The 19,693-nt window shown below is 60.6% G+C and carries 16 protein-coding genes; 2 read left to right on the plus strand and 14 right to left on the minus strand.

Features of this window, described 5'->3' with window-relative positions; translation table 11 throughout:
- Positions 1-2 precede the first annotated feature (2 nt).
- The 7 genes from cysW to AC3B5Q_RS24765 all read right to left on the minus strand — a co-directional run bounded on the left by cysW (position 3) and on the right by AC3B5Q_RS24765 (position 8,471).
- On the minus strand, positions 3-875 hold the full coding sequence (gene cysW / locus AC3B5Q_RS24735) for a sulfate ABC transporter permease subunit CysW (protein ID WP_028697552.1): 873 nt from the start codon (positions 873-875) through the stop codon (positions 3-5).
- Positions 876-886: 11 nt separating this feature from the next.
- Positions 887-1,705: a sulfate ABC transporter permease subunit CysT gene (gene cysT, locus AC3B5Q_RS24740; RefSeq protein ID WP_009683704.1), complete on the minus strand. Its 819-nt coding sequence runs from the start codon at positions 1,703-1,705 to the stop codon at positions 887-889.
- A 72-nt stretch (positions 1,706-1,777) separates the two neighbouring features.
- Positions 1,778-2,785, minus strand: coding sequence for a sulfate ABC transporter substrate-binding protein (locus AC3B5Q_RS24745; RefSeq protein WP_028697553.1), 1,008 nt, complete (start codon positions 2,783-2,785; stop codon positions 1,778-1,780).
- Positions 2,786-2,835: 50 nt separating this feature from the next.
- A complete protein-coding gene (gene oscA, locus AC3B5Q_RS24750; protein WP_021783559.1) occupies positions 2,836-3,018 on the minus strand; it encodes a sulfur starvation response protein OscA in 183 nt (60 codons plus the stop codon).
- A 238-nt stretch (positions 3,019-3,256) separates the two neighbouring features.
- Positions 3,257-6,322, minus strand: a complete 3,066-nt coding sequence (locus tag AC3B5Q_RS24755; RefSeq protein ID WP_053870421.1) for an efflux RND transporter permease subunit — start codon at positions 6,320-6,322, stop codon at positions 3,257-3,259.
- Positions 6,319-7,386: an efflux RND transporter periplasmic adaptor subunit gene (locus tag AC3B5Q_RS24760; RefSeq protein ID WP_021783557.1), complete on the minus strand. Its 1,068-nt coding sequence runs from the start codon at positions 7,384-7,386 to the stop codon at positions 6,319-6,321. The genes AC3B5Q_RS24755 and AC3B5Q_RS24760 overlap by 4 nt, the downstream gene beginning before the upstream one ends.
- Positions 7,383-8,471 (minus strand): efflux RND transporter periplasmic adaptor subunit, encoded by a 1,089-nt coding sequence (locus AC3B5Q_RS24765; RefSeq protein WP_021783556.1) that lies wholly within the window; start codon positions 8,469-8,471, stop codon positions 7,383-7,385. The genes AC3B5Q_RS24760 and AC3B5Q_RS24765 overlap by 4 nt, the downstream gene beginning before the upstream one ends.
- A gap of 313 nt (positions 8,472-8,784) precedes the next feature.
- On the opposite strand from AC3B5Q_RS24765, the gene AC3B5Q_RS24770 reads away from it, so the two are divergent.
- Entirely contained in the window at positions 8,785-9,240 is a 456-nt protein-coding gene (locus tag AC3B5Q_RS24770; RefSeq protein ID WP_021783555.1) for an REP-associated tyrosine transposase, read from the plus strand.
- A 109-nt stretch (positions 9,241-9,349) separates the two neighbouring features.
- Here AC3B5Q_RS24770 and AC3B5Q_RS24775 read toward each other — a convergent pair whose 3' ends face one another.
- The 7 genes from AC3B5Q_RS24775 to AC3B5Q_RS24805 form a co-directional block, all read right to left on the minus strand.
- Positions 9,350-10,243 carry an ABC transporter permease subunit gene (locus AC3B5Q_RS24775; RefSeq protein ID WP_021783554.1) on the minus strand — a complete coding sequence of 298 codons (894 nt, stop codon included), beginning with the start codon at positions 10,241-10,243 and terminating at the stop codon, positions 9,350-9,352.
- Entirely contained in the window at positions 10,240-11,160 is a 921-nt protein-coding gene (locus AC3B5Q_RS24780) for an ABC transporter permease subunit (RefSeq protein ID WP_021783553.1), read from the minus strand. The genes AC3B5Q_RS24775 and AC3B5Q_RS24780 overlap by 4 nt, the downstream gene beginning before the upstream one ends.
- Positions 11,157-12,299, minus strand: a complete 1,143-nt coding sequence (potA, locus tag AC3B5Q_RS24785; protein WP_021783552.1) for a polyamine ABC transporter ATP-binding protein — start codon at positions 12,297-12,299, stop codon at positions 11,157-11,159. The genes AC3B5Q_RS24780 and potA overlap by 4 nt, the downstream gene beginning before the upstream one ends.
- 72 nt (positions 12,300-12,371) lie before the next feature.
- Positions 12,372-13,466, minus strand: coding sequence for a polyamine ABC transporter substrate-binding protein (locus tag AC3B5Q_RS24790; protein ID WP_021783551.1), 1,095 nt, complete (start codon positions 13,464-13,466; stop codon positions 12,372-12,374).
- Positions 13,467-13,622: 156 nt separating this feature from the next.
- The gene (locus AC3B5Q_RS24795; RefSeq protein ID WP_021783550.1) at positions 13,623-14,720 is read right to left on the minus strand and encodes a polyamine ABC transporter substrate-binding protein; all 1,098 of its coding nucleotides are present in this window, start codon (positions 14,718-14,720) and stop codon (positions 13,623-13,625) included.
- 168 nt (positions 14,721-14,888) lie between these two features.
- Complete coding sequence (locus AC3B5Q_RS24800) at positions 14,889-16,250, minus strand: aspartate aminotransferase family protein (RefSeq protein ID WP_021783549.1); 1,362 nt, start codon at positions 16,248-16,250, stop codon at positions 14,889-14,891.
- A gap of 48 nt (positions 16,251-16,298) precedes the next feature.
- A complete protein-coding gene (locus tag AC3B5Q_RS24805; protein ID WP_003253727.1) occupies positions 16,299-17,657 on the minus strand; it encodes a glutamine synthetase family protein in 1,359 nt (452 codons plus the stop codon).
- Between the two features lie 574 nt (positions 17,658-18,231).
- Here AC3B5Q_RS24805 and AC3B5Q_RS24810 point away from each other — a divergent pair.
- Positions 18,232-19,608, plus strand: coding sequence for a glutamine synthetase family protein (locus AC3B5Q_RS24810; RefSeq protein WP_021783548.1), 1,377 nt, complete (start codon positions 18,232-18,234; stop codon positions 19,606-19,608).
- The last annotated feature ends 85 nt before the right edge of the window (positions 19,609-19,693 follow it).

The raw sequence follows: 19,693 nt of genomic DNA on the forward strand, positions 1-19,693 counted from the left end.
AATCATTCCTCCGCGGCGCTGTGGCGCAGGCGGTTAATACGGTTCTCGCTCCACTGCTTGAGCAGCAGGATGAAGAGCGCCAGGACCAGCAACAGGCTGGCCACGCTGAAGGCCGCGACGTGGTTGTACTCGTTGTAGAGAATCTCCACATGCAGCGGCAAGGTGTTGGTCACGCCACGGATGTGGCCCGACACCACCGACACCGCGCCGAACTCGCCCATGGCCCTCGCGGTACACAGCACCACGCCGTAAATCAGGCCCCATTTGATGTTCGGCAGTGTGACGTGCCAGAACATCTGCCAGCCGTTGGCACCGAGCAGCCGTGCAGCCTCCTCCTCTTGCGTGCCCTGCTCCTGCATCAGCGGGATCAGCTCACGGGCCACGAACGGTACGGTAACGAAAATGGTCGCCAGGACAATGCCAGGCAGGGCGAACACGATCTGGATATCGTGGTCCTGCAGCCACGGACCGAACAGGCCTTGCGCGCCAAACATCAGCACGTAGACCAAGCCGGCGATCACGGGCGACACCGAGAACGGCAGGTCGATCAGGGTGACCAGGATGCTCTTGCCACGGAAGGTGTACTTGCTCACGCACCATGCAGCGCTTACGCCAAATACCAGGTTCAGCGGCACCGAGATAGCCACAGCGAGCAGGGTCAACTTCAGCGCCGACAACGCATCGGGTTCGAAAATCGCCTCGAAGAAGGTGCCAAAACCGTTCTTCAGCGCCTGGGATACCACGATCACCAGCGGCAGCAGCAGGAACAGGGTGAACACCAGCCAGCCAAGGCCGATCAGGGTACGCCGCGCTGTGGCACTGCCACGGCGGGCGGCGTTGGCTGCGGCACTTGCACTCAGGGATGGACTGGACATGCCGGCCTCCTTCAAGGGGTTTCGATGCGGCGCTGCAGCAGGTTGATCAGCAGCAGCAGGATGAAGGAAACCACCAGCATCAGCACGCCGATGGCGGTCGCGCCGGTATAGTCGTACTGGTCGAGTTTGACCATGATCAACAGCGGCAGGATCTCGGTCTTCATCGGCATGTTGCCGGCAATGAAGATCACCGAACCATACTCGCCTACGCCACGGGCGAAGGCCAGGGCGAAGCCGGTGAGCCATGCCGGCAGCAGGGCCGGCGCCAGGATGTGGCGGAACACCTGCAATGGCTTGGCCCCCAGGCAGGCTGCAGCCTCTTCCACTTCACGCGGGATGTCGGCCAGTACCGGCTGCACCGTGCGCACCACGAACGGCAGGGTCACGAAGGTCAGTGCCAGAGTGATGCCCAGCGGGGTGTAGGCGATCTTGAAGCCCAGGTCGGTGGCGAACTGGCCGACCCAGCCCTGCGGCGCGTACAGGGCAGTCAGGGCGATACCGGCAACGGCGGTGGGCAAGGCGAACGGCAGGTCGATCATGGCATCGATGACCTTGCGCCCGGGGAAGGTGTAGCGCACCAGCACCCAGGCCAGCAGGGTACCGATCACACCGTTGATGATGGCGGCGAACAGGGCGGTGCCGAAACTCAGCTTGAGCGCGGCGATCACCCGCGGCGCACTGATGATGTTCCAGAACTGCTCGAAGGTCAGCTGCGAGGCATGGATGAACATGGCCGCCAGCGGTATCAGCACGATCAGGCTGAGGTACACCAAGGTGTAGCCCAGCGTCAGCCCGAAGCCGGGTATGACGGGGGAGATGCGACGTGACATAAATATCCCTGGTTGAACGCACTTGGCCCGGAGAGTTTCCGGGCAAGTGCAGGCTTCTGAATCTTGGGGCCCTTACTGTGCCTGATAGATCTGGTCGAACACACCGCCATCATTGAAGAATTTCGGTTGTGCAGCCTTCCACCCACCAAAGTCCTTGTCGATGGTCACCAGGTCCAGTTTCGGGAACTGCTTGCCGAACTCCGCAGCGACTTTCTCGTCACGCGGGCGGTAGAAGTTCTCGGCGGCAATCTTCTGCCCGGCCGGGCTGTACAGGTGCTTGAGGTATTCGGTGGCAATCTCGGTATTGCCCTTCTTCTCGGCGTTCTTGTCGACCACGGCCACTGGCGGCTCGGCCAGGATCGACAGCGACGGCACGACAATGTCGAACTTGTCGGCACCACCGTCTTCCTTCAGGGCCAGGAAGGCCTCGTTTTCCCAGGCCAGCAACACGTCGCCCTGGCCGTTGTTGACGAAGGTGATGGTCGAACCACGGGCGCCGGTATCCAGCACCGGGACGTGCTTGAACAGCTCCTGCACATACGCCTTGGCCTTCTCTTCGCTACCGCCGGCCTTCAGGCCGTAGGCCCACGCCGCGAGGAAGTTCCAGCGGGCACCGCCAGAGGTTTTCGGGTTCGGGGTGATGACCGACACATCCTTCTTGATCAGGTCGCCCCAGTCCTTGATGCCTTTCGGGTTGCCCTTGCGCACCAGGAACACGATGGTCGAGGTGTACGGGGTGCTGGCGTCAGGCAGGCGGGTCTGCCAGTCCTCGGGCAGGGTCTTGCCAAGCTTGGCCACTTCGTCGATGTCACCGGCCAGGGCCAGGGTCACCACGTCAGCGCGCAGACCGTCGATCACCGCACGGGCCTGCTTGCCCGACCCCCCATGGGATTGCTGGATTTTCACCTTGTCGCCCGGGTGTGCCTGTTGCCAGTGCTTGATGAACTCGGCGTTGTACTGCTGGTAAAGCTCACGGGTCGGGTCGTAGGACACGTTGAGCAGTTCGTAGTCCTTGGCGATGGCGGAACCGGCAAAAACAGCACTGGCCAGGGCGGCGAGCGCATAACGGCGGATGGACATGGTGAAGCTCCCGATTGGCATTTTTCTAGTTTTGGATGTTGTGGCGCCGATCAGCCGGGCTTGTTGCCGGGCTGTTGCAGGCGGAACTTCTCCTTGCGCTCGATCTGTACGACCTGAGCGTTGTGCACGGTGATCTCCACCGCACCGAAACGCAGGTCGCGCAAGGCGCTCTGGATTTCACGCAAGAGGGTGGCTTCGTCCTGGCCGTCGATGCTACGCAGAGATGCACTCATGCTCGTTCTCCTTGGAGTGAGGGCGCCGGGCAGAGGTTTGAAGAGGATTTGCGCCTGGCTTGAGGGCAATAGTAGTGAGGCGCGGTTATTCTTAAAAATACTGTTTAAGCATTTTTATATAACCAAAATCAGATCACGATTTTGCAGGCGACAAAATACCTCTGTGGAAGCGGGCGTGCCCGCGAATGCGGCAGTGAATCCACCATCGCATTCGCGGGCACGCCCGCTCCCACAGGGTTCAGCGCTGGGTTTTGGTACTGTTTTCAGGCTCGCGAATCTTGTACCAGGCCACGTACAGCGCCGGCAGGAACAGCAGCGTCAGCAAGGTGGCCACGATGATCCCGCCAATCATGGCGTAGGCCATGGGGCCCCAGAACACCTCGCGGGCAATCGGGATCATGCCCAGGCTCGCCGCCGCCGCCGTCAGCAGGATCGGCCGGCGCCGGTGGTTGGTGGCCTCTACAACCGCATCCCACGGCGACAGGCCATGGGCTTCGAACTCGTCTATCTGGGTCACCAGAATCACTGAGTTACGAATAATGATGCCAGCCAGCGCAAGGATGCCGAGGATCGCCACGAAGCCCATCGGCGTCCCCGTGGGCACCAACGCCAGCACTACACCAATCAGGCCCAGCGGCGCCACGCTGACCACCAGAAACAGCTTCTGCACGCTGTGCAACTGGATCATCAGGAAGGTCGCCATGAGGAACAGCATCAGTGGGATGACCTTGGCGATCGGCCCCTGGGCCTTGCTGCTTTCTTCAACCGTACCACCCGTGGCCACTTCGTAACCGACCGGCAGCTTGCTGGCGAACTCGTCAATTTTTGGCTTCAGCTGGGCCACCAGGTCAGTGGGCTGAATGTCGCCATTGACCGAGGCCTTGATGGTAATGGTCGGCTTGCGGTCGCGGCGCCATACCAGCGGCTGTTCCAGTTCGTAGCGCACGGTGGCGAACGAAAGCAGCGGGATCGACGTGCCGTTAGGGGTAAGAATTTGCAGGTTCTGCAGGGTATCAGGCGAGCCACGCTCGCTGTCTTCGGCGCGGGCGACCACATCGACCAGGTAGATGTTGTCGTTGACCTGGGTGATCTGCACGCCACTGACGATGCTGTTCATCACATTGGCAACATCTTCGGACGACAGGCCCAGCTGGCGTGCCTTGTCCTGGGCAATTTCCACGCGCAGCACCTTACCCGGCTCGTTCCAGTCGTAGATCATCTCGCCGATGTGCTCGTTCTGGTCGAGCAAGGTGGCCAGCTCGATGGCGTGTTTGCGTACCTGGTCAATGTCGGCACCGCTGACCCGGTACTGGATCGGCCGGCCCACTGGCGGGCCCATCTCCAGCGATTGCACGTTGGTGCCGACGCCGACGAATTCTTCATGCAGGATCTTCTGCAGGCGGTCCATCATGGCCTGACGCTCTTCGAAGCCCTTGCTGACAATCACCAGCTGCGCGTAGTACGGGTTCTGCAACTGCTGGTCGAGGGGCAGGTAGAAGCGGATCGCGCCTTGGCCAATGTAGGTGCTCCAGTGCACCAGGTCCGGGTCGTCCTTGATCCGCGCCTCGAAGCGGTCGACTACCTTGCGCGTCTCCTCGATCGAAGCGTTCTGCGGCAGGTTGAGGTCGACGAGAATTTCCGGGCGGTCCGAGGACGGGAAGAACTGGTTCTGCACAAAACGCATGCAGAAGATCGACAGGGCGAACAGCACCACGGTGCCGATGATGGTCAACCAGCGGTTGCGCATGCACCACAGCAACCCGCCTTCAAATGCCCGCCCGACCCGGCCAGGCTCAGCTTCGTGGGCCTTGATCTTGTCGCTTTTGAGAATATGCACCCCAAGCACCGGCGCGAAGAAAACCGCCACCACCCACGACACGATCAGGGCCACGGCGATCACCGCGAACAGGGTGAACGTGTATTCACCCGCAGAGCTGGCGTTGAGGCCGATAGGCACGAACCCGGCCACGGTCACCAAGGTGCCGGTAAGCATGGGGAAGGCTGTGGAGGTGTAGGCGAACGTCGCCGCCTGCTCCTTGCTTTCGCCCATTTCCAGCCGCGTGACCATCACCTCCACAGTAATCATCGCATCGTCCACCAGCAGGCCAAGCGCAATGATCAGCGCCCCCAGCGAAATCCGCTGCATGGTGATGCCGCTGTACTCCATGAACACGAACACCATGGCCAGCACCAGCGGGATCGAGCAGGCCACCACCAGCCCGGCGCGCACGCCAAGACTGACAAAGCTCACAGCCAGCACGATCACCACCGCCTCGAACAGCGCGCTGGTGAAACCGCCGACCGCCTGCTTGACCACCACGGCCTGGTCAGAAACGGTGTGTACCCCGACACCCACCGGCAGGTCCTGGACCACCTGGTCCATGCGCTTTTTCAACGCTGCACCGAACACCTGGATGTTGCCGCCGGCCTTCATGCCGATGGCGAGGCCAATGGCTGTCTGGCCGTTGTAACGGAACATTGGCGAAGGCGGGTCGACGTAGCCGCGCTCGATGTCGGCGATATCAGCCAGGCGGAAGAAGCGGTCGTTGATCCTCAAGTTGACGGATTGCAGGTCTTTTTCCGAGGCAAACTGCCCGGACGTACGCACCGAGATGCGCTCCGGGCCGGCCTCGATCATGCCGGCCGGCGTCACCGCATTCTGTGCTTGAAGTGCCTGCATCACCTGGCGCTGATCAATGCCCAGGGCTGCCAGCTTGCGGGTGGAGAAGTTCAGGTACAGCACTTCGTCCTGGGTGCCGACCAGCTCGATCTTGCCGATGTTGGGTACATCGCGGACCTCGGCCCGCGCCTGTTCCACGTAGTCCCGCAGTTGGCGCAGGGTCAGGCCGTCAGCGGTAAAGGCATAGATCGAGCCGAATACATCACCGAATTCGTCGTTGAAGCCCGGCCCCTGAATACCAGCGGGAAATTCGCCACGAATATCCTGGATCTTCTTGCGCACCTGATACCAGATATCCGGAATGTCCTTGGCCTTGGTGGTGTCGCGAAGGTACACGTAGACCGTGGACTCGCCGGGGCGGGTGTAGCTTTTGGTGTAGTCGAGCGAGTCGAGTTCCTCGAGCTTCTTCTCGATGCGGTCAGTAACCTGGTACAGGGTTTCGTCCTGGGTCGCACCGGGCCAGCGGGTCTGGATGACCATGGTCTTGATAGTGAACGACGGGTCTTCCTCTCGGCCCAGGTTGAAGTAGGAAAAAATCCCCATCAACAGGCTAACGAACATCAGGTACCAGACGAACGATTGATGCTTGAGTGCCCAGTCGGACAGGTTGAAGCTTCCTTTCATTGCGCATCCTCGTCGAAGGTGACCTTCTGGCCAGGCTTGAGGCTGTTGACGCCGGCTGTGACCACGCGTTCACCAGGCTGCACGCCGGAGCTCAGTACGATGCTGTCAGCGGTGCGGTCGATCAGCGCTACGTCACGGGTGGCCACGGTCTTGTGCTGCGTATCGATCACCCATACCTGGGTCTTGCCGTCACGCTCAAGCAAGGCACTCAGGGGCAGTTCGCTGCGCGGGGACACTTCCGAGCTAAGGGTCACACTGATGGAGGTGCCGAGGTGGAAGGCCGCCGGTGTGCTGGCCAGGGTCAGGCGAGCACGGCGGGTACGGGTGGTGGCATCAGCCTGAGGCTCCAGTTCGCGCAGGCTCGCTGTGGTGTTGATGGTCGGGTCCAGTTGCGAGGCAACAGTGAAGGTCAGGTCTTTGCTCAACTGCTCGGCCAGATCGATCGGCAGGTCGATGACCGCTTCCTTCACGTCCGGCCGGGCCAGGGTCACCACGGCTTGACCAGCGGTTACAGTTTGCCCGGCTTCGGCCTGCCACGCGGTAATCACGGCAGCGTGATCGGAACGCAGGGTGCTGTAGTCGAGCTGATCACGGGCCTGGCTGACGGCGGAGCGGGCCTGTTCCAACGCTGCGCTGGTGGTTTTCAGGTTGGTCTGGGCGATATCCAGCTGTGCCTGGGCACCAACCCCACGGTCATACAACTGCTGCTGGCGACGGGCATCGGCCTGGGCGTTGATCCACTGTGCCTGCACCTTGGCCAGATCGCCTTCGGCAGCGCGCAACTGGTTCTGCTGGTCGGTCGGGTCCAGGGTGGCCAAGGTGTCGCCCGGTTTCACCCGCGCCCCGACGTCCAGCCAGCGCCGGGCAATGCGCCCGGAAACCCGGAAGCCCAAGGTGCTTTCGAAGCGCGCCTGGATACTGCCGGCGAAACGGCCCAGCTGCGACTGCACCTGAGGTTCGACCTTGACCGACAGCACTGGCCGAATCGGCTCTGGTGCCTCTTCTTCACTACTACAACCCGCCAGCAGCACACCGGCCGAGAGCATCAGCAACAGACGCTTCATAGCTCACCCCCTGGGCTCTTGGCGTCGACCTTCTGTACCTGCATGCCGGGGTGCAGCAACTGGCCGCCGTTGACCACTACGGTCTCGCCGCCTTTCAGGCCGCTGGCGACCACAATCTTGCCGGTGAGGTAGCGGCGGATTTCGACTTTGCGCAGTTCCACCTTGTCGCCCTCGCCCACCACCCACACGGCAGGCTCATGCAGGGCCTTGGTCAGCGCCGACCATGGCAACTCGACGCTGGGCCGGCCCTGGGCATTGGTAGTGGCAGTAACCGGTGCCCCCAACTGCATCTCGGGCGGCACGTCCTTGAGCCCCACCTTGACCTGCACGGTGCCGCTTTGCGCGGACACGGTGGGGGTGATTTCGCGCACGAAGCCACGGGCCTGGACCTTGGGATCGTCCAGCAGGCTCACGACTACCCCGGCATCGCTGGGCGGCGCCACCAGCAGCGACTCGTAGACGTTGAACACCGCATCGCGGTCGCCATCGACGGCCAGGCTGAAGATCGGCATGGTCGCCTGCACCACTTGGCCAACCTCGGCCTGGCGCTCGGTGATTACCCCGGCGGCCTCGGAGACCAGTGCGGTGTAGCTGAGTTGCTCGTTGGCATTGGCCAGTTGCGCCTGGGCGGCCTTGAGTGCGCTCTGGTTGCTGCGCAGCGCGGCTTCAGCAGCATCGTATTCGCTCTGGCTGGTGTAGCCCTTGGGCAGCAGTTTCTGCTGGCGCACGAAGGCCGCGCTGGTCTGGGTGACCCGCGCCTGCGCGGCGAACACTTCGGCCTTGGCCGAGTCGACATTGTTCTGCAAGTCTTTCGGGTCCAGCCGTGCCAGCACCTGGTTGGCCTTGACGTGATCGCCCACGTCGACGCTACGCGAAATGATCTTGCCGCCAACGCGGAATGACAAATCTGTCTGCACCCGCGCCTGTACGTCGCCGGTCAGGGTGACCCTGGCAGCGAAATCGGTGGGTTGTACCTGCTGCACACCCACCCGAGGCAGTGTCTCGGGGACCTCTTCCTTGCTACAGCCGGTGAGCATGTACAACAACCCCAGACAGACGACCGACAGCGGACGCATCAACGCCATGCTGGCTCCTTGCTTGCGCACAAATGATTTGTGGGATGCGACTGTGAGCGTAGTTCAGGGTTCGATAAACATCACTGGCGGGGATCATTCCAGCATTTTCACAGCCGGTGCGGGCCTCTTCGCGGGTGAACCCGCTCCCACAGAGATCGTGCCTATGCTGAATTCTGTGCAGTACCTGTGGGAGCGGGTTCACCCGCGAATGGGCCGGTACAGGTACATATAACCTCTGCCATATCCAGAAACCATCCACTTCATTGCGCCGGCATCACAGTTACTACCTTTGGGAGGTCATCTGTTTGCAAGGAAGAACCTGATGCCCAGAGCTCAATCCCACCTGCTTCGTCGTGGTCGCTATTCAGAGCTCGGCAGACTCTATCTGCTGACCACCATTACCCATCAGCGCAAGCCGCTATTCGATGAATTCCACCATGCCCGCTTGGTCATTCATCAATTGCGGCAATCCGATCACGACCAAGCCTGCCGTTCACTGGCCTGGGTGTTGATGCCCGACCATCTGCATTGGCTGATCGAATTGAAAGGAGCAACGCTGGATACCTTGATGCGCAGGTTCAAGTCCAGGTCCAGTCTCGCGTTACATCAGGCGGGGGTTGAGCATCATCCGGTATGGCAGCCTGGATATCAGGACCGGGCACTGAGAAGGGAGGAAAGCATAGTGCATGTCGCCAGATACATAGTTGCCAACCCGTTGCGGGCCGGCTTGGCAAGAAGTGTCAGGGACTATCCACACTGGGATGCAGTCTGGCTTTGAATGTGTGCTGGGGGAATTCGCGGGTAAACCCGCTCCCACAGCGACCGCGCACATTTTAAAGGTTGTGCACTACGACTGTGGGAGCGGGCGTGCCCGCGAAAGGGCCGGCTCAGGCCGATGCAGCCACCTGCGCCGAGCGCTTGACCTGCGGCTGCGAAGCGTTGGCCGCAGCACCCTCTTCGATCGCCTGCTGAATCGCCTTGCGACGACGCTCTTCGGCCTGGCGGCTGAAGTACCAGACGAAGAAGGTCACCAGCGATACCGACAGCAATATCAGGCTGGCCACGGCGTTGATCTCCGGTTTCACGCCCAGGCGCACCGCCGAGAACACTTCCATCGGCAAGGTGGTCGAGCCAGGCCCGGAGACGAAGCTGGCCAGTACCAGATCGTCCAGCGACAGGGCGAACGACATCATGCCGCCCGCCGCAAGCGACGGTGCGATCATCGGGATGGTGATCAGGAAGAACACCTTCCACGGCTTGGCACCCAGGTCCATCGCCGCTTCCTCGATCGACAGGTCCAGCTCACGCAGGCGAGCCGACACCACCACCGCGACGTACGCCGCACAGAACGTAGTGTGGGCAATCCAGATGGTGACGACACCACGTTCCTGGGGCCAGCCGATCGACTGCGCCATGGCCACGAACAGCAGCAACAGCGACAGACCGGTGATCACTTCGGGCATTACCAGCGGCGCAGTGACCAGGCCACCGAACAGCGTGCGGCCCTTGAAGCGGGTGACGCGGGTCAGCACGAAGGCTGCCAGGGTACCCAGCGCCACCGCTGCCACCGCCGTGTAGCAGGCGATTTCCAGCGAGCGCATCACCGAACCCATCAGCTGGGTGTTGTCGAGCAGGCCGACGTACCACTTGATCGACCAGCCCCCCCACACCGTCACCAGCTTGGAGGCGTTGAACGAGTAGATCACCAGGATCAGCATCGGCAGGTAGATGAACAGCAAGCCGAGCACCAGCATCAGCTTGGAGAAACTGAAGCGTTTCATGCGCGGCCCTCCATCTCTTTGGCCTGACTACGGTTGAACAGCAGGATCGGCACGATCAGGATCGCCAGCATTACCACCGCCAGGGCGGATGCTACCGGCCAGTCACGGTTGTTGAAGAACTCCTGCCACAGCACTTTACCGATCATCAGGGTTTCCGGGCCGCCCAGCAGTTCCGGGATCACGAACTCGCCCACCACCGGAATGAACACCAGCATGCAGCCGGCGATGATGCCGTTTTTCGACAGCGGTACCGTGATCTTCCAGAAGCTGTTGAAGGTGCTCGAACCCAGGTCGGATGCAGCTTCGAGCAGGCTCGGATCATGCTTCACAAGGTTGGCGAACAGCGGCAGGATCATGAACGGCAGGTACGAATAGACCACGCCGATGTACACCGCCAGGTTGGTGTTGAGGATCTGCAACGGCTGGTCGATCAACCCGGTCCACAGCAGGAAACCGTTGAGCAGGCCATTGTTGCTGAGGATACCCATCCAGGCATAGACGCGGATCAGGATCGCGGTCCAGGTTGGCATCATGATCAGCAACAGCAGGACCGTCTGGGTCTCCTTCTTGGCGTTGGCGATGGCGTAGGCCATCGGGAAGCCGATCAGCAGGCACAGCAGGGTGCTGAAGAACGCCATCTTCAACGAACCCAGATAGGCCGCGAGATACAGATCATCCTCGGTCAACAGCCCGTAGTTGGCCAGGTTGAGGACCAGCTGGATCTTGTCTTCGACGTAGGTGTAGATCTCGGTATAAGGCGGAATTGCCACATCAGCTTCGGCAAAACTGATCTTCAGGACGATGAAGAACGGCAGCATGAAGAACAGGAACAGCCAGATGAACGGCACGCCGATCACCAGATGCCGCCCCTCCGGGACCAGACGCTGGAAGGCTCGCTTGAGCTTGCGCAGTTTCATGACCGCAGTACCACGCCGCTGTCGTCTTCCCACCACACGTACACTTCATCGCCCCAGGTAGGACGAGCACCCTGGCGCTCGGCGTTGGCGACGAACGACTGGACGACCTTGCCGCTCGGCAGCTCCACATAGAACACCGAGTGGCCACCCAGGTAGGCGATATCGTGCACCTTGCCGCGCGACCAGTTGTGCTCGAACTCGGGCTGCTTGGTGGTTACCAGCAGTTTCTCCGGGCGCAGGGCGTAGGTGATGTGCTTGTCTTCAACCGAAGTGGTGATGCCGTGGCCCACGTAGATCTTGCGCTCCAGCTCCGGGCTGGCAATGATCGCGTAGCCTTCGGCGTCATCGACCACGTCACCTTCGAACAGGTTGACGTTACCGATGAACTCGCACACCAGGCGGCTGGTAGGTGTCTCGTAGATGTCCACTGGCGAGCCGATCTGGGCGATCCAGCCCAGGTGCATGATGGCGATGCGCTGGGCCATGGTCATGGCCTCTTCCTGGTCGTGGGTCACCATCACGCAGGTCACACCCACGCGCTCGATGATCTCGACCAGCTCCAGCTGCATCTGCGAACGCAGTTTCTTGTCCAGTGCACCCATCGGCTCGTCGAGCAGCAGCAGCTTGGGGCGCTTGGCCAGCGAGCGGGCCAACGCCACACGCTGACGCTGGCCGCCCGACAACTGGTGCGGCTTGCGCTTGGCGTACTGGGTCATGTGCACCAGCTTGAGCATCTCGGCCACGCGCGCATCAATCTCGGCCTTGGGCAGCTTGTCCTGCTGCAGGCCGAAGGCGATGTTCTGCGCCACGGTCATGTGCGGGAACAACGCGTAGGACTGGAACATCATGTTGATCGGCCGCTCGTAGGGCGGCATATCGGTGATGTCGACGCCATCGAGGAAGATCCGCCCTTCGCTAGGGCGCTCGAAGCCGGCCAGCATGCGCAGCAAGGTAGACTTGCCGGAACCGGAGCCACCCAGCAAGGCGAAGATCTCACCCTTGCGAATTTCCAGGGACACATCGTCCACGGCTACCGTTTCGTCGAACTTTTTCGTGACCCGGTCGATCTTGACCAGCACCTGCTTGGGTTGCTGGTCACCCTCGAGGGCTTTTTTATAGGCACCGGAGGCAACTGCCATGAGTGAAACTCCCAACAAGATTTTTGTGCCCGCGCGGCCAGACCTGCAAAGGCCGCCGCGGGTCTGGATTTTTTACTTGCCCGACTTGACCTTGGTCCAGCTACGGGTCATCAGCCGTTGCACCTTGGGTGGCAACTCTGAGTTCACGAACATCTTGTTCAGCACTTCCTGCGGTGGGTAAACCGCAGCGTCAGTCCTCACGGCCTGGTCCATCAGGTCGCCAGCCTTGGGGTTCGGGTTGGCGTAACCGACGTAATCACTGACCTGGGCGATAACCTCAGGTTTCAGCAAATAGTTGATGAAGGCATGCGCCTCTTTGACGTTCTTGGCGTCCTTGGGGATCGCCAGCACGTCGAACCAGAGGTTGCCGCCTTCCTTGGGAATGGCGTAGGCCAGGTTCACGCCCTTCTTCGCTTCTTCAGCGCGAGCCTTGGCCTGGAACACATCACCCGAGAAACCTGCCGCGACGCAGATATCGCCGTTGGCCAGGTCGCTGATGTACTTGGACGAGTGGAAGTAGGTCACGTACGGGCGCACCGCCAGCAGCTTCTGCTCGGCCTTGGCGTAATCCTTGGGGTCGGTGCTGTTCGGGTTGAGGCCCATGTAGTTGAGCACCGCTGGCAGCATTTCGTCCGCCGAGTCGAGGAAGGCCACACCGCACTTGGAGAGCTTCTTCATGTTTTCGGGCTCGAACAGCACGGCCCAGGAGTCGATGGTATCCACGCCCAGCGCAGCCTTGACCTTGTCGACGTTGTAACCGATGCCGTTGGTGCCCCACAGATAAGGCACCGCGTACTGGTTACCCGGGTCGTTCTTTTCCAGGCGCTTCATCAGCGCCGGGTCGAGGTTGGAATAATTGGGCAGCAGGTTCTTGTCGAGCTTCTGGAACGCGCCCGCCTTGATCTGCTTGCCGAGGAAATGGTTGGACGGCACCACCACGTCATAACCGGTGTTACCGGCCAGCAGCTTGCCTTCCAGGGTTTCATTGGAGTCGAACACGTCTTGCACAGGCTTGATGCCCGTGGCGCTCTCGAAGTCCGCGAGTGTGTTAGGGCCGATGTAGTCGGACCAGTTATAGAAGTGCACCGTCGGCGCCGCTTGGACGCTGCATGCCAGCGTCAGGCCCGCGCCAGCCATCAAGGCCTTGCGGAATACAGAAATAGACAAGTGGGGGTCCTCACAATCAGTGCCTGGGTAGCGACAATGCTGCCGCACACGCAAAACCGGCGCGCAACTTAACTTCGCAGCTTCGATGCCGCAATCATCAATTACCTTTCAATGGCTCTGGGCCAGGAAACCCGGCCCAGAGCTGTCGCATCAGGCTTACTTGCCCGACTTGATCTTCGTCCAGCTGCGGGTGATCACTCGCTGCACAGAAGCGTCAGGCGCAGCGATCGCGTACAACTTCTTCTTCACTTCGGCAGGCGGGTAGATGCTCGGGTCGCTGGTGATGTCTTTGTCCACAAACTGGGTGGCAGCAGCGTTCCCGTTCGGGAAGCGCACGGCATTGGTGATTTCAGCCATGATTTCCGGCTGCATCAGGAAATTCATGAACTGGTAGGCAGCGTCTTTATGCTCGGCATCTTTCGGGATGGCGACCATGTCGTAGAAGGTACCGGCACCTTCCTTCGGAATGACGTAGTCCACTTTTACCTTGTCGCCCGCTTCATGGGCACGGGCCTTGGACTGCTCCAGGTCACCCGAGTAACCGACGGCTACACAGATGTTGCCGTTGGCCATGTCGCCAATGTACTTGGACGAGTGGAAGTAGGTGATCGAAGGACGGATCTTGAGGAACAGGTCTTCGGCGGCTTTCAGGTCTTCTTTCTTGGTGCTGTCGGTCGGTTTGCCGAGGTAGTGCAGCGCAGCCGGGAGCATTTCGGTCGGGGCGTCGAGGAAGCTCACGCCGCAGCTCTTGAGCTTGGCGATGTTCTCAGGCTTGAACACCACGTCCCACGAATCGATCTTGTCCACACCCAGCGCAGCCTTGACCTTCTCCGGGTTGTAGCCGATGCCGATCGAGCCCCACATATAAGGGAAGGCATGCTTGTTGCCCTTGTCGCTGGCATCGCCAACGGCCTTGAGCAGGTCGGGGTCAAGGTTCTTCCAGTTCGGTAGTTTCGAACGGTCCAGCTCCTCGTACACACCCGCCTTGATCTGCTTGGCCAGGAAGTTGTTCGACGGCACGACGATGTCATAGCCCGACTTGCCTGCCAGCAGCTTGGCTTCCAGGGTTTCGTTGCTGTCGAAGACGTCGTACTTGACCTTGATACCCGTCTGCTTCTCGAACTTGGCGATGGTGTCCGGAGCGATGTAGTCCGACCAGTTATAGACGTTCAACACTTTGTCTTCAGCCTGAACAGCGGAGGCCATGGCGCCCATCAGGGCGGCGGCCAGCAACGTTTTGCCCATTTTATTCATGCGTAATGCTCCAGAATTTTTATTTAGCAACTGTCCAGCAGCCAGAACCCACGGTGCAGAGCGCGCGGCGACTGAAACAGCCGCTAGTCTGGCAAGTTACAAGGCCCTGTATCAAGGAAAGCAGGGCCATGTAACGGCTTAATGTCACAACGCTAGCCTAGCAAACGCTTATCGAATCGCCTCAAGGGTAAGATCCAGGCACTTGCGTGCCTTTTCCACCAGTTCGTCGATCTCCGCATGGCTGATTACCAGCGGCGGCGCGATGATCATTGTGTCACCCACCGCACGCATGATCAGGCCGTTCTCAAAGCAGAAGGTGCGACAGATCATGCCCACGCCTTTGCCTTCGTAACGGCTGCGGGTAGCCTTGTCCTTGACCAGCTCGATCGCACCCAGCATGCCCAGGCCGCGCACTTCACCCACCAGAGGATGGTCCTGCAGCTCGCGCAAACGCTTTTGCAAATACGGTGCCGTATCCGTGCGCGCCTTCTCGACAATTTTCTCGTCACGCAGGATGCGCAGGTTTTCCAGGCCCACCGCGGCCGCCACCGGGTGGCCGGAGTAGGTGAAACCGTGATTGAAGTCGCCGCCTTCGCTGATCACCTTGGCCACGGTGTCACGCACGATCACACCGCCCATGGGGATGTAACCAGAGGTCAGGCCTTTCGCGATGGTCATCAGGTCGGGCTTGAGGTCGTAGTAGTCAGAGCCGAACCACTCGCCGGTACGGCCGAAGCCGCAGATCACCTCGTCGGCGACGAACAGGATGTCGTACTTGGCAAGGATCTCCTTCACCTTGGGCCAGTAGGTTTCCGGCGGGATGATCACGCCACCTGCGCCCTGGATCGGCTCGGCGATGAAGGCAGCGACGTTGTCTTCGCCGACTTCGAGGATCTTCTTCTCCAGCTGCTCGGCAGCCCAGACACCGAATTCGTCAGGGGTCATGTCGCCGCCCTCGCCGAACCAGTAAGGCTGAGGGATGTGAACGATACCCGGGATCGGCAAGCCACCCTGCTCGTGCATGCCGCTCATGCCACCCAGGCAAGCACCGGCGAAGGTGGAACCGTGGTAACCGTTGATACGGCCGATGATGGTCTGCTTGTGCGGTTTGCCCTTAAGCGCCCAGTAGTGACGCACCATGCGCAGCACAGTGTCGTTGCCTTCGGAGCCGGAGCCGGTGAAGAACACATGGGTCATACCTTTCGGCGCCACTTCGGTGATCGCTTTGGCCAGCTCGAGCGCCGGCGGGTGAGCGGTCTGGAAGAACAGGTTGTAGTACGGCAGCTCGCGCATCTGTTTTTCTGCCGCCTGCACCAGCTCTTCACGGCCGTAGCCGACCGCCACGCACCATAGACCGGCCATGCCGTCGAGGATCTTGTGCCCCTCGCTATCCCACAAATGCACACCCTGGGCCTTGGTGATGATGCGCGGCCCCTTCTCCTTCAGTTGCTTGTAGTCACTGAAGGGTGCGAGGTGATGCTCCCCGCTCAGGGTTTGCCATTCACGGGTTTGCGGGTTGTTGACGCTCATGTGCTTCTCCGTTATTGGACCGCCGCGCTCCTGCGGCACCAGGGTTGATCAGACAGCGAACAGCAGGAACTCACGCTCCCAGGAACTGATGACGCGCTTGAAGTTTTCGTGCTCGGCGCGCTTGGTGGCGACATATCCGGTAATGAATTTCTTGCCCAGGTACTGCACCAGCGCACGGCTGTTTTCCATGCGTTCCAGGGCGTCTTCGATGGTCAGGGGCAGGCGCAGGTTGCGGCGTTCGTAACCACGGCCCTGCACTGGCGCGCTGGCCTCGATACCTTCGACCATGCCGATGTAGCCACACAGCAGGCTGGCGGCGATGGCCAGGTAAGGGTTGGCGTCGGCGCCCGGCAGGCGGTTTTCGACGCGCCGGCTTTGCGGGCCGGCATCCGGTACGCGCAGGCCGACGGTGCGGTTTTCTTCGCCCCACTCCACGTTCACCGGCGCCGAGGTGTCGGGCAGGAAGCGGCGGAACGAGTTGACGTTGGGCGCGAACAGCGGCAGCGCCTCGGGGATGAACTTCTGCAGGCCGCCGATGTGGTTGAGGAACAGCTCGCTCATGCTGCCGTCTTCATTGCTGAAGATGTTCTTGCCGGTCGCCACGTCGACCACGCTCTGGTGAAGATGCATGGCACTGCCCGGCTCGCCGGTCATCGGTTTGGCCATGAAGGTGGCGGCCACGTTGTGCTTGAGCGCCGCCTCGCGCATGGTGCGCTTGAACACCAGGATCTGGTCGGCCAGGTGCAGGGCGTCGCCGTGACGGAAGTTGATTTCCATCTGCGCCGTGCCGTCTTCGTGGATCAGCGTGTCGAGGTCCAGTTGCTGCAGCTCGCACCAGTCGTAGACATCTTCGAACAGCGGGTCGAATTCGTTGGCAGCTTCGATCGAGAACGACTGACGGCCGGTTTCCGGGCGACCTGAACGGCCGACCGGGGGCTGCAACGGAAAGTCCGGGTCCTCGCTGCGCTTGGTCAGGTAGAACTCCATCTCGGGGGCGACGATCGGCTGCCAGCCCTTGTCGGCGTAGAGCTTGAGCACTTTTTTCAGCACGTTGCGCGGCGACAGTTCGACCGGGTTGCCCTTCTTGTCGTAGGTGTCGTGGATGACCTGTGCGGTCGGTTCGATAGCCCACGGCACGAGGAACACGGCGTTCTCGTCAGGGCGGCAGATCATGTCGATGTCTGCCGGGTCGAGCAGTTCGTAATAGATGTCGTCGTCGACGTAGTCACCGGTCACGGTCTGCAGCAGCACGCTCTCGGGCAGCCGCATGCCTTTTTCGGCGATGAATTTGTTGGTTGGCGAAATCTTGCCGCGCGTGATGCCGGTCAGGTCGCTGATCATGCATTCGACTTCGGTAATCTTGTGCTCTTTCAACCAATCGGTGAGCTGGTCGAGGTTGTTACTCATAAATACCTCAGGAGGTAAGGTGGTCCACGACTTGATTCTGGATGGAGTAGATTGCTAAAGCAAAAACCCACGCGCAGAGCCACAGTGGATACACTGAAATCAGCTGTGTCCGTAATGAGTTCAAAAGGCAGGAAGACGAAGCGAAGGGCGGCAAGCCGCTGCGAGGACCGGTCCGGGAACGCGAAACGTCAATTATTGCGGCCAGGGCGACCACGCCATTGACGAAGCTTGCAAAAATGACGGAAGTGCCTGTTGGCACTGCGCAGGCAGTGCTTTCAGGTCGCGGCAAGCGGACCATGTGACCCTCGTATTATTGTGTTCTGGGTTGAGACCGAGCTTAGCCTTGTTCATTTTTTTACACAACACCTCCGTAAAAAATAAAACACGGCGCACCGGAGATAGCCCTTTACGCAGGAAATAGCGGATAATGGTTTGCCCCGATATGCAGCAAATCTGCCGTAGATGTGCCATTTCAGGGCATCATGGGGTTGGCTTGACATCAGTATGGCTTTTCGATTGACTGGTCTTGCAAGCCCCCCTTGATTGATATTTTTAACAACAAAGGTGTTGCATCATGTCGGTACCCCCGCGTGCCGTTCAGCTTAACGAAGCGAACGCGTTCCTTAAGGAACATCCTGAGGTTCTCTACGTTGACCTTCTGATTGCAGATATGAATGGTGTGGTGCGTGGCAAGCGCATTGAGCGCACCAGCCTCCACAAGGTTTACGAGAAAGGCATCAACCTGCCGGCCTCCCTCTTCGCCCTGGACATCAACGGTTCCACCGTCGAAAGCACCGGGCTGGGCCTGGACATCGGCGATGCTGACCGCATCTGCTATCCAATCCCCGACACGCTCTGTAACGAGCCGTGGCAAAAGCGCCCCACCGCCCAGCTGCTGATGACCATGCACGAACTGGAAGGCGAGCCGTTCTTCGCCGACCCGCGCGAAGTGCTGCGTCAGGTGGTGACCAAGTTCGACGAACTGGGCCTGACTATCTGCGCCGCATTCGAACTGGAGTTCTACCTGATCGACCAGGAGAACGTGAACGGCCGCCCGCAGCCACCACGCTCGCCAATTTCGGGCAAGCGCCCGCAGTCGACCCAGGTGTACCTGATCGACGACCTCGACGAATATGCCGACTGCCTGCAGGACATCCTTGAAGGCGCGAAAGAACAAGGCATCCCGGCCGATGCCATCGTCAAGGAAAGCGCCCCGGCGCAGTTCGAAGTCAACCTGCACCACGTGGCCGACCCGCTCAAGGCCTGCGACTACGCGGTACTGCTCAAGCGGTTGATCAAGAACATCGCCTACGACCATGAAATGGACACCACCTTCATGGCCAAGCCCTACCCGGGCCAGGCAGGCAACGGCCTGCACGTGCACATTTCCGTGCTGGACAAAGATGGCAACAACATCTTCACCAGCGAGGATCCCGAGCAGAACGCCGCGCTACGTCACGCTGTCGGCGGTGTGCTCGAGACCCTGCCCGCGTCCATGGCATTCCTTTGCCCGAACGTCAACTCGTACCGCCGCTTTGGCGCGCAGTTCTACGTGCCGAACGCGCCAAGCTGGGGCCTGGACAACCGCACCGTGGCGCTGCGCGTGCCAACGGGTTCTGCGGACGCCGTGCGCATCGAGCACCGCGTAGCCGGTGCCGACGCCAACCCGTACCTGATGATGGCTGCGGTGCTGGCGGGCGTACACCATGGCCTGACCAACAAGGTCGAGCCGGGCGAGCCGATCGAAGGCAACTCGTACGAGCAGCTGGAGCAAAGCCTGCCGAACAACCTGCGCGATGCCCTGCGCGAGCTGGACGACAGCGAGATCCTGAACAAGTACATCGATCCGAAGTACATCGACATCTTTGTCGCGTGCAAGGAAAGCGAGCTGGAAGAGTTCGAGCACTCGATCTCCGACCTCGAGTACAACTGGTACCTGCATACCGTGTAAACAAAAACGCCGCCCCTCAAGGGCGGCGTTTTTTGTTTGAGACCGGTGTCGCCTGCTTCGCGGGCGAGCCCGCGAAGAGGGCGGT

It is taken from the genome of Pseudomonas sp. D5(2026), from assembly GCF_057766845.1.

What these genes read in the sequence shown, in the direction of transcription:
- AC3B5Q_RS24805 (WP_003253727.1), bottom strand. Translation starts at nt 17,657, where the DNA reads ATGAGTAACAACCTCGACCAGCTCACCGATTGGTTGAAAGAGCACAAG.
- AC3B5Q_RS24775 (WP_021783554.1), bottom strand. Translation starts at nt 10,243, where the DNA reads ATGAAACGCTTCAGTTTCTCCAAGCTGATGCTGGTGCTCGGCTTGCTG.
- oscA (WP_021783559.1), bottom strand. Translation starts at nt 3,018, where the DNA reads ATGAGTGCATCTCTGCGTAGCATCGACGGCCAGGACGAAGCCACCCTC.
- potA (WP_021783552.1), bottom strand. Translation starts at nt 12,299, where the DNA reads ATGGCAGTTGCCTCCGGTGCCTATAAAAAAGCCCTCGAGGGTGACCAG.
- AC3B5Q_RS24760 (WP_021783557.1), bottom strand. Translation starts at nt 7,386, where the DNA reads ATGAAGCGTCTGTTGCTGATGCTCTCGGCCGGTGTGCTGCTGGCGGGT.
- AC3B5Q_RS24810 (WP_021783548.1), top strand. Translation starts at nt 18,232, where the DNA reads ATGTCGGTACCCCCGCGTGCCGTTCAGCTTAACGAAGCGAACGCGTTC.
- AC3B5Q_RS24765 (WP_021783556.1), bottom strand. Translation starts at nt 8,471, where the DNA reads ATGGCGTTGATGCGTCCGCTGTCGGTCGTCTGTCTGGGGTTGTTGTAC.
- cysW (WP_028697552.1), bottom strand. Translation starts at nt 875, where the DNA reads ATGTCCAGTCCATCCCTGAGTGCAAGTGCCGCAGCCAACGCCGCCCGC.
- AC3B5Q_RS24770 (WP_021783555.1), top strand. Translation starts at nt 8,785, where the DNA reads ATGCCCAGAGCTCAATCCCACCTGCTTCGTCGTGGTCGCTATTCAGAG.
- AC3B5Q_RS24795 (WP_021783550.1), bottom strand. Translation starts at nt 14,720, where the DNA reads ATGAATAAAATGGGCAAAACGTTGCTGGCCGCCGCCCTGATGGGCGCC.
- AC3B5Q_RS24800 (WP_021783549.1), bottom strand. Translation starts at nt 16,250, where the DNA reads ATGAGCGTCAACAACCCGCAAACCCGTGAATGGCAAACCCTGAGCGGG.
- AC3B5Q_RS24755 (WP_053870421.1), bottom strand. Translation starts at nt 6,322, where the DNA reads ATGAAAGGAAGCTTCAACCTGTCCGACTGGGCACTCAAGCATCAATCG.
- AC3B5Q_RS24745 (WP_028697553.1), bottom strand. Translation starts at nt 2,785, where the DNA reads ATGTCCATCCGCCGTTATGCGCTCGCCGCCCTGGCCAGTGCTGTTTTT.
- cysT (WP_009683704.1), bottom strand. Translation starts at nt 1,705, where the DNA reads ATGTCACGTCGCATCTCCCCCGTCATACCCGGCTTCGGGCTGACGCTG.
- AC3B5Q_RS24780 (WP_021783553.1), bottom strand. Translation starts at nt 11,160, where the DNA reads ATGAAACTGCGCAAGCTCAAGCGAGCCTTCCAGCGTCTGGTCCCGGAG.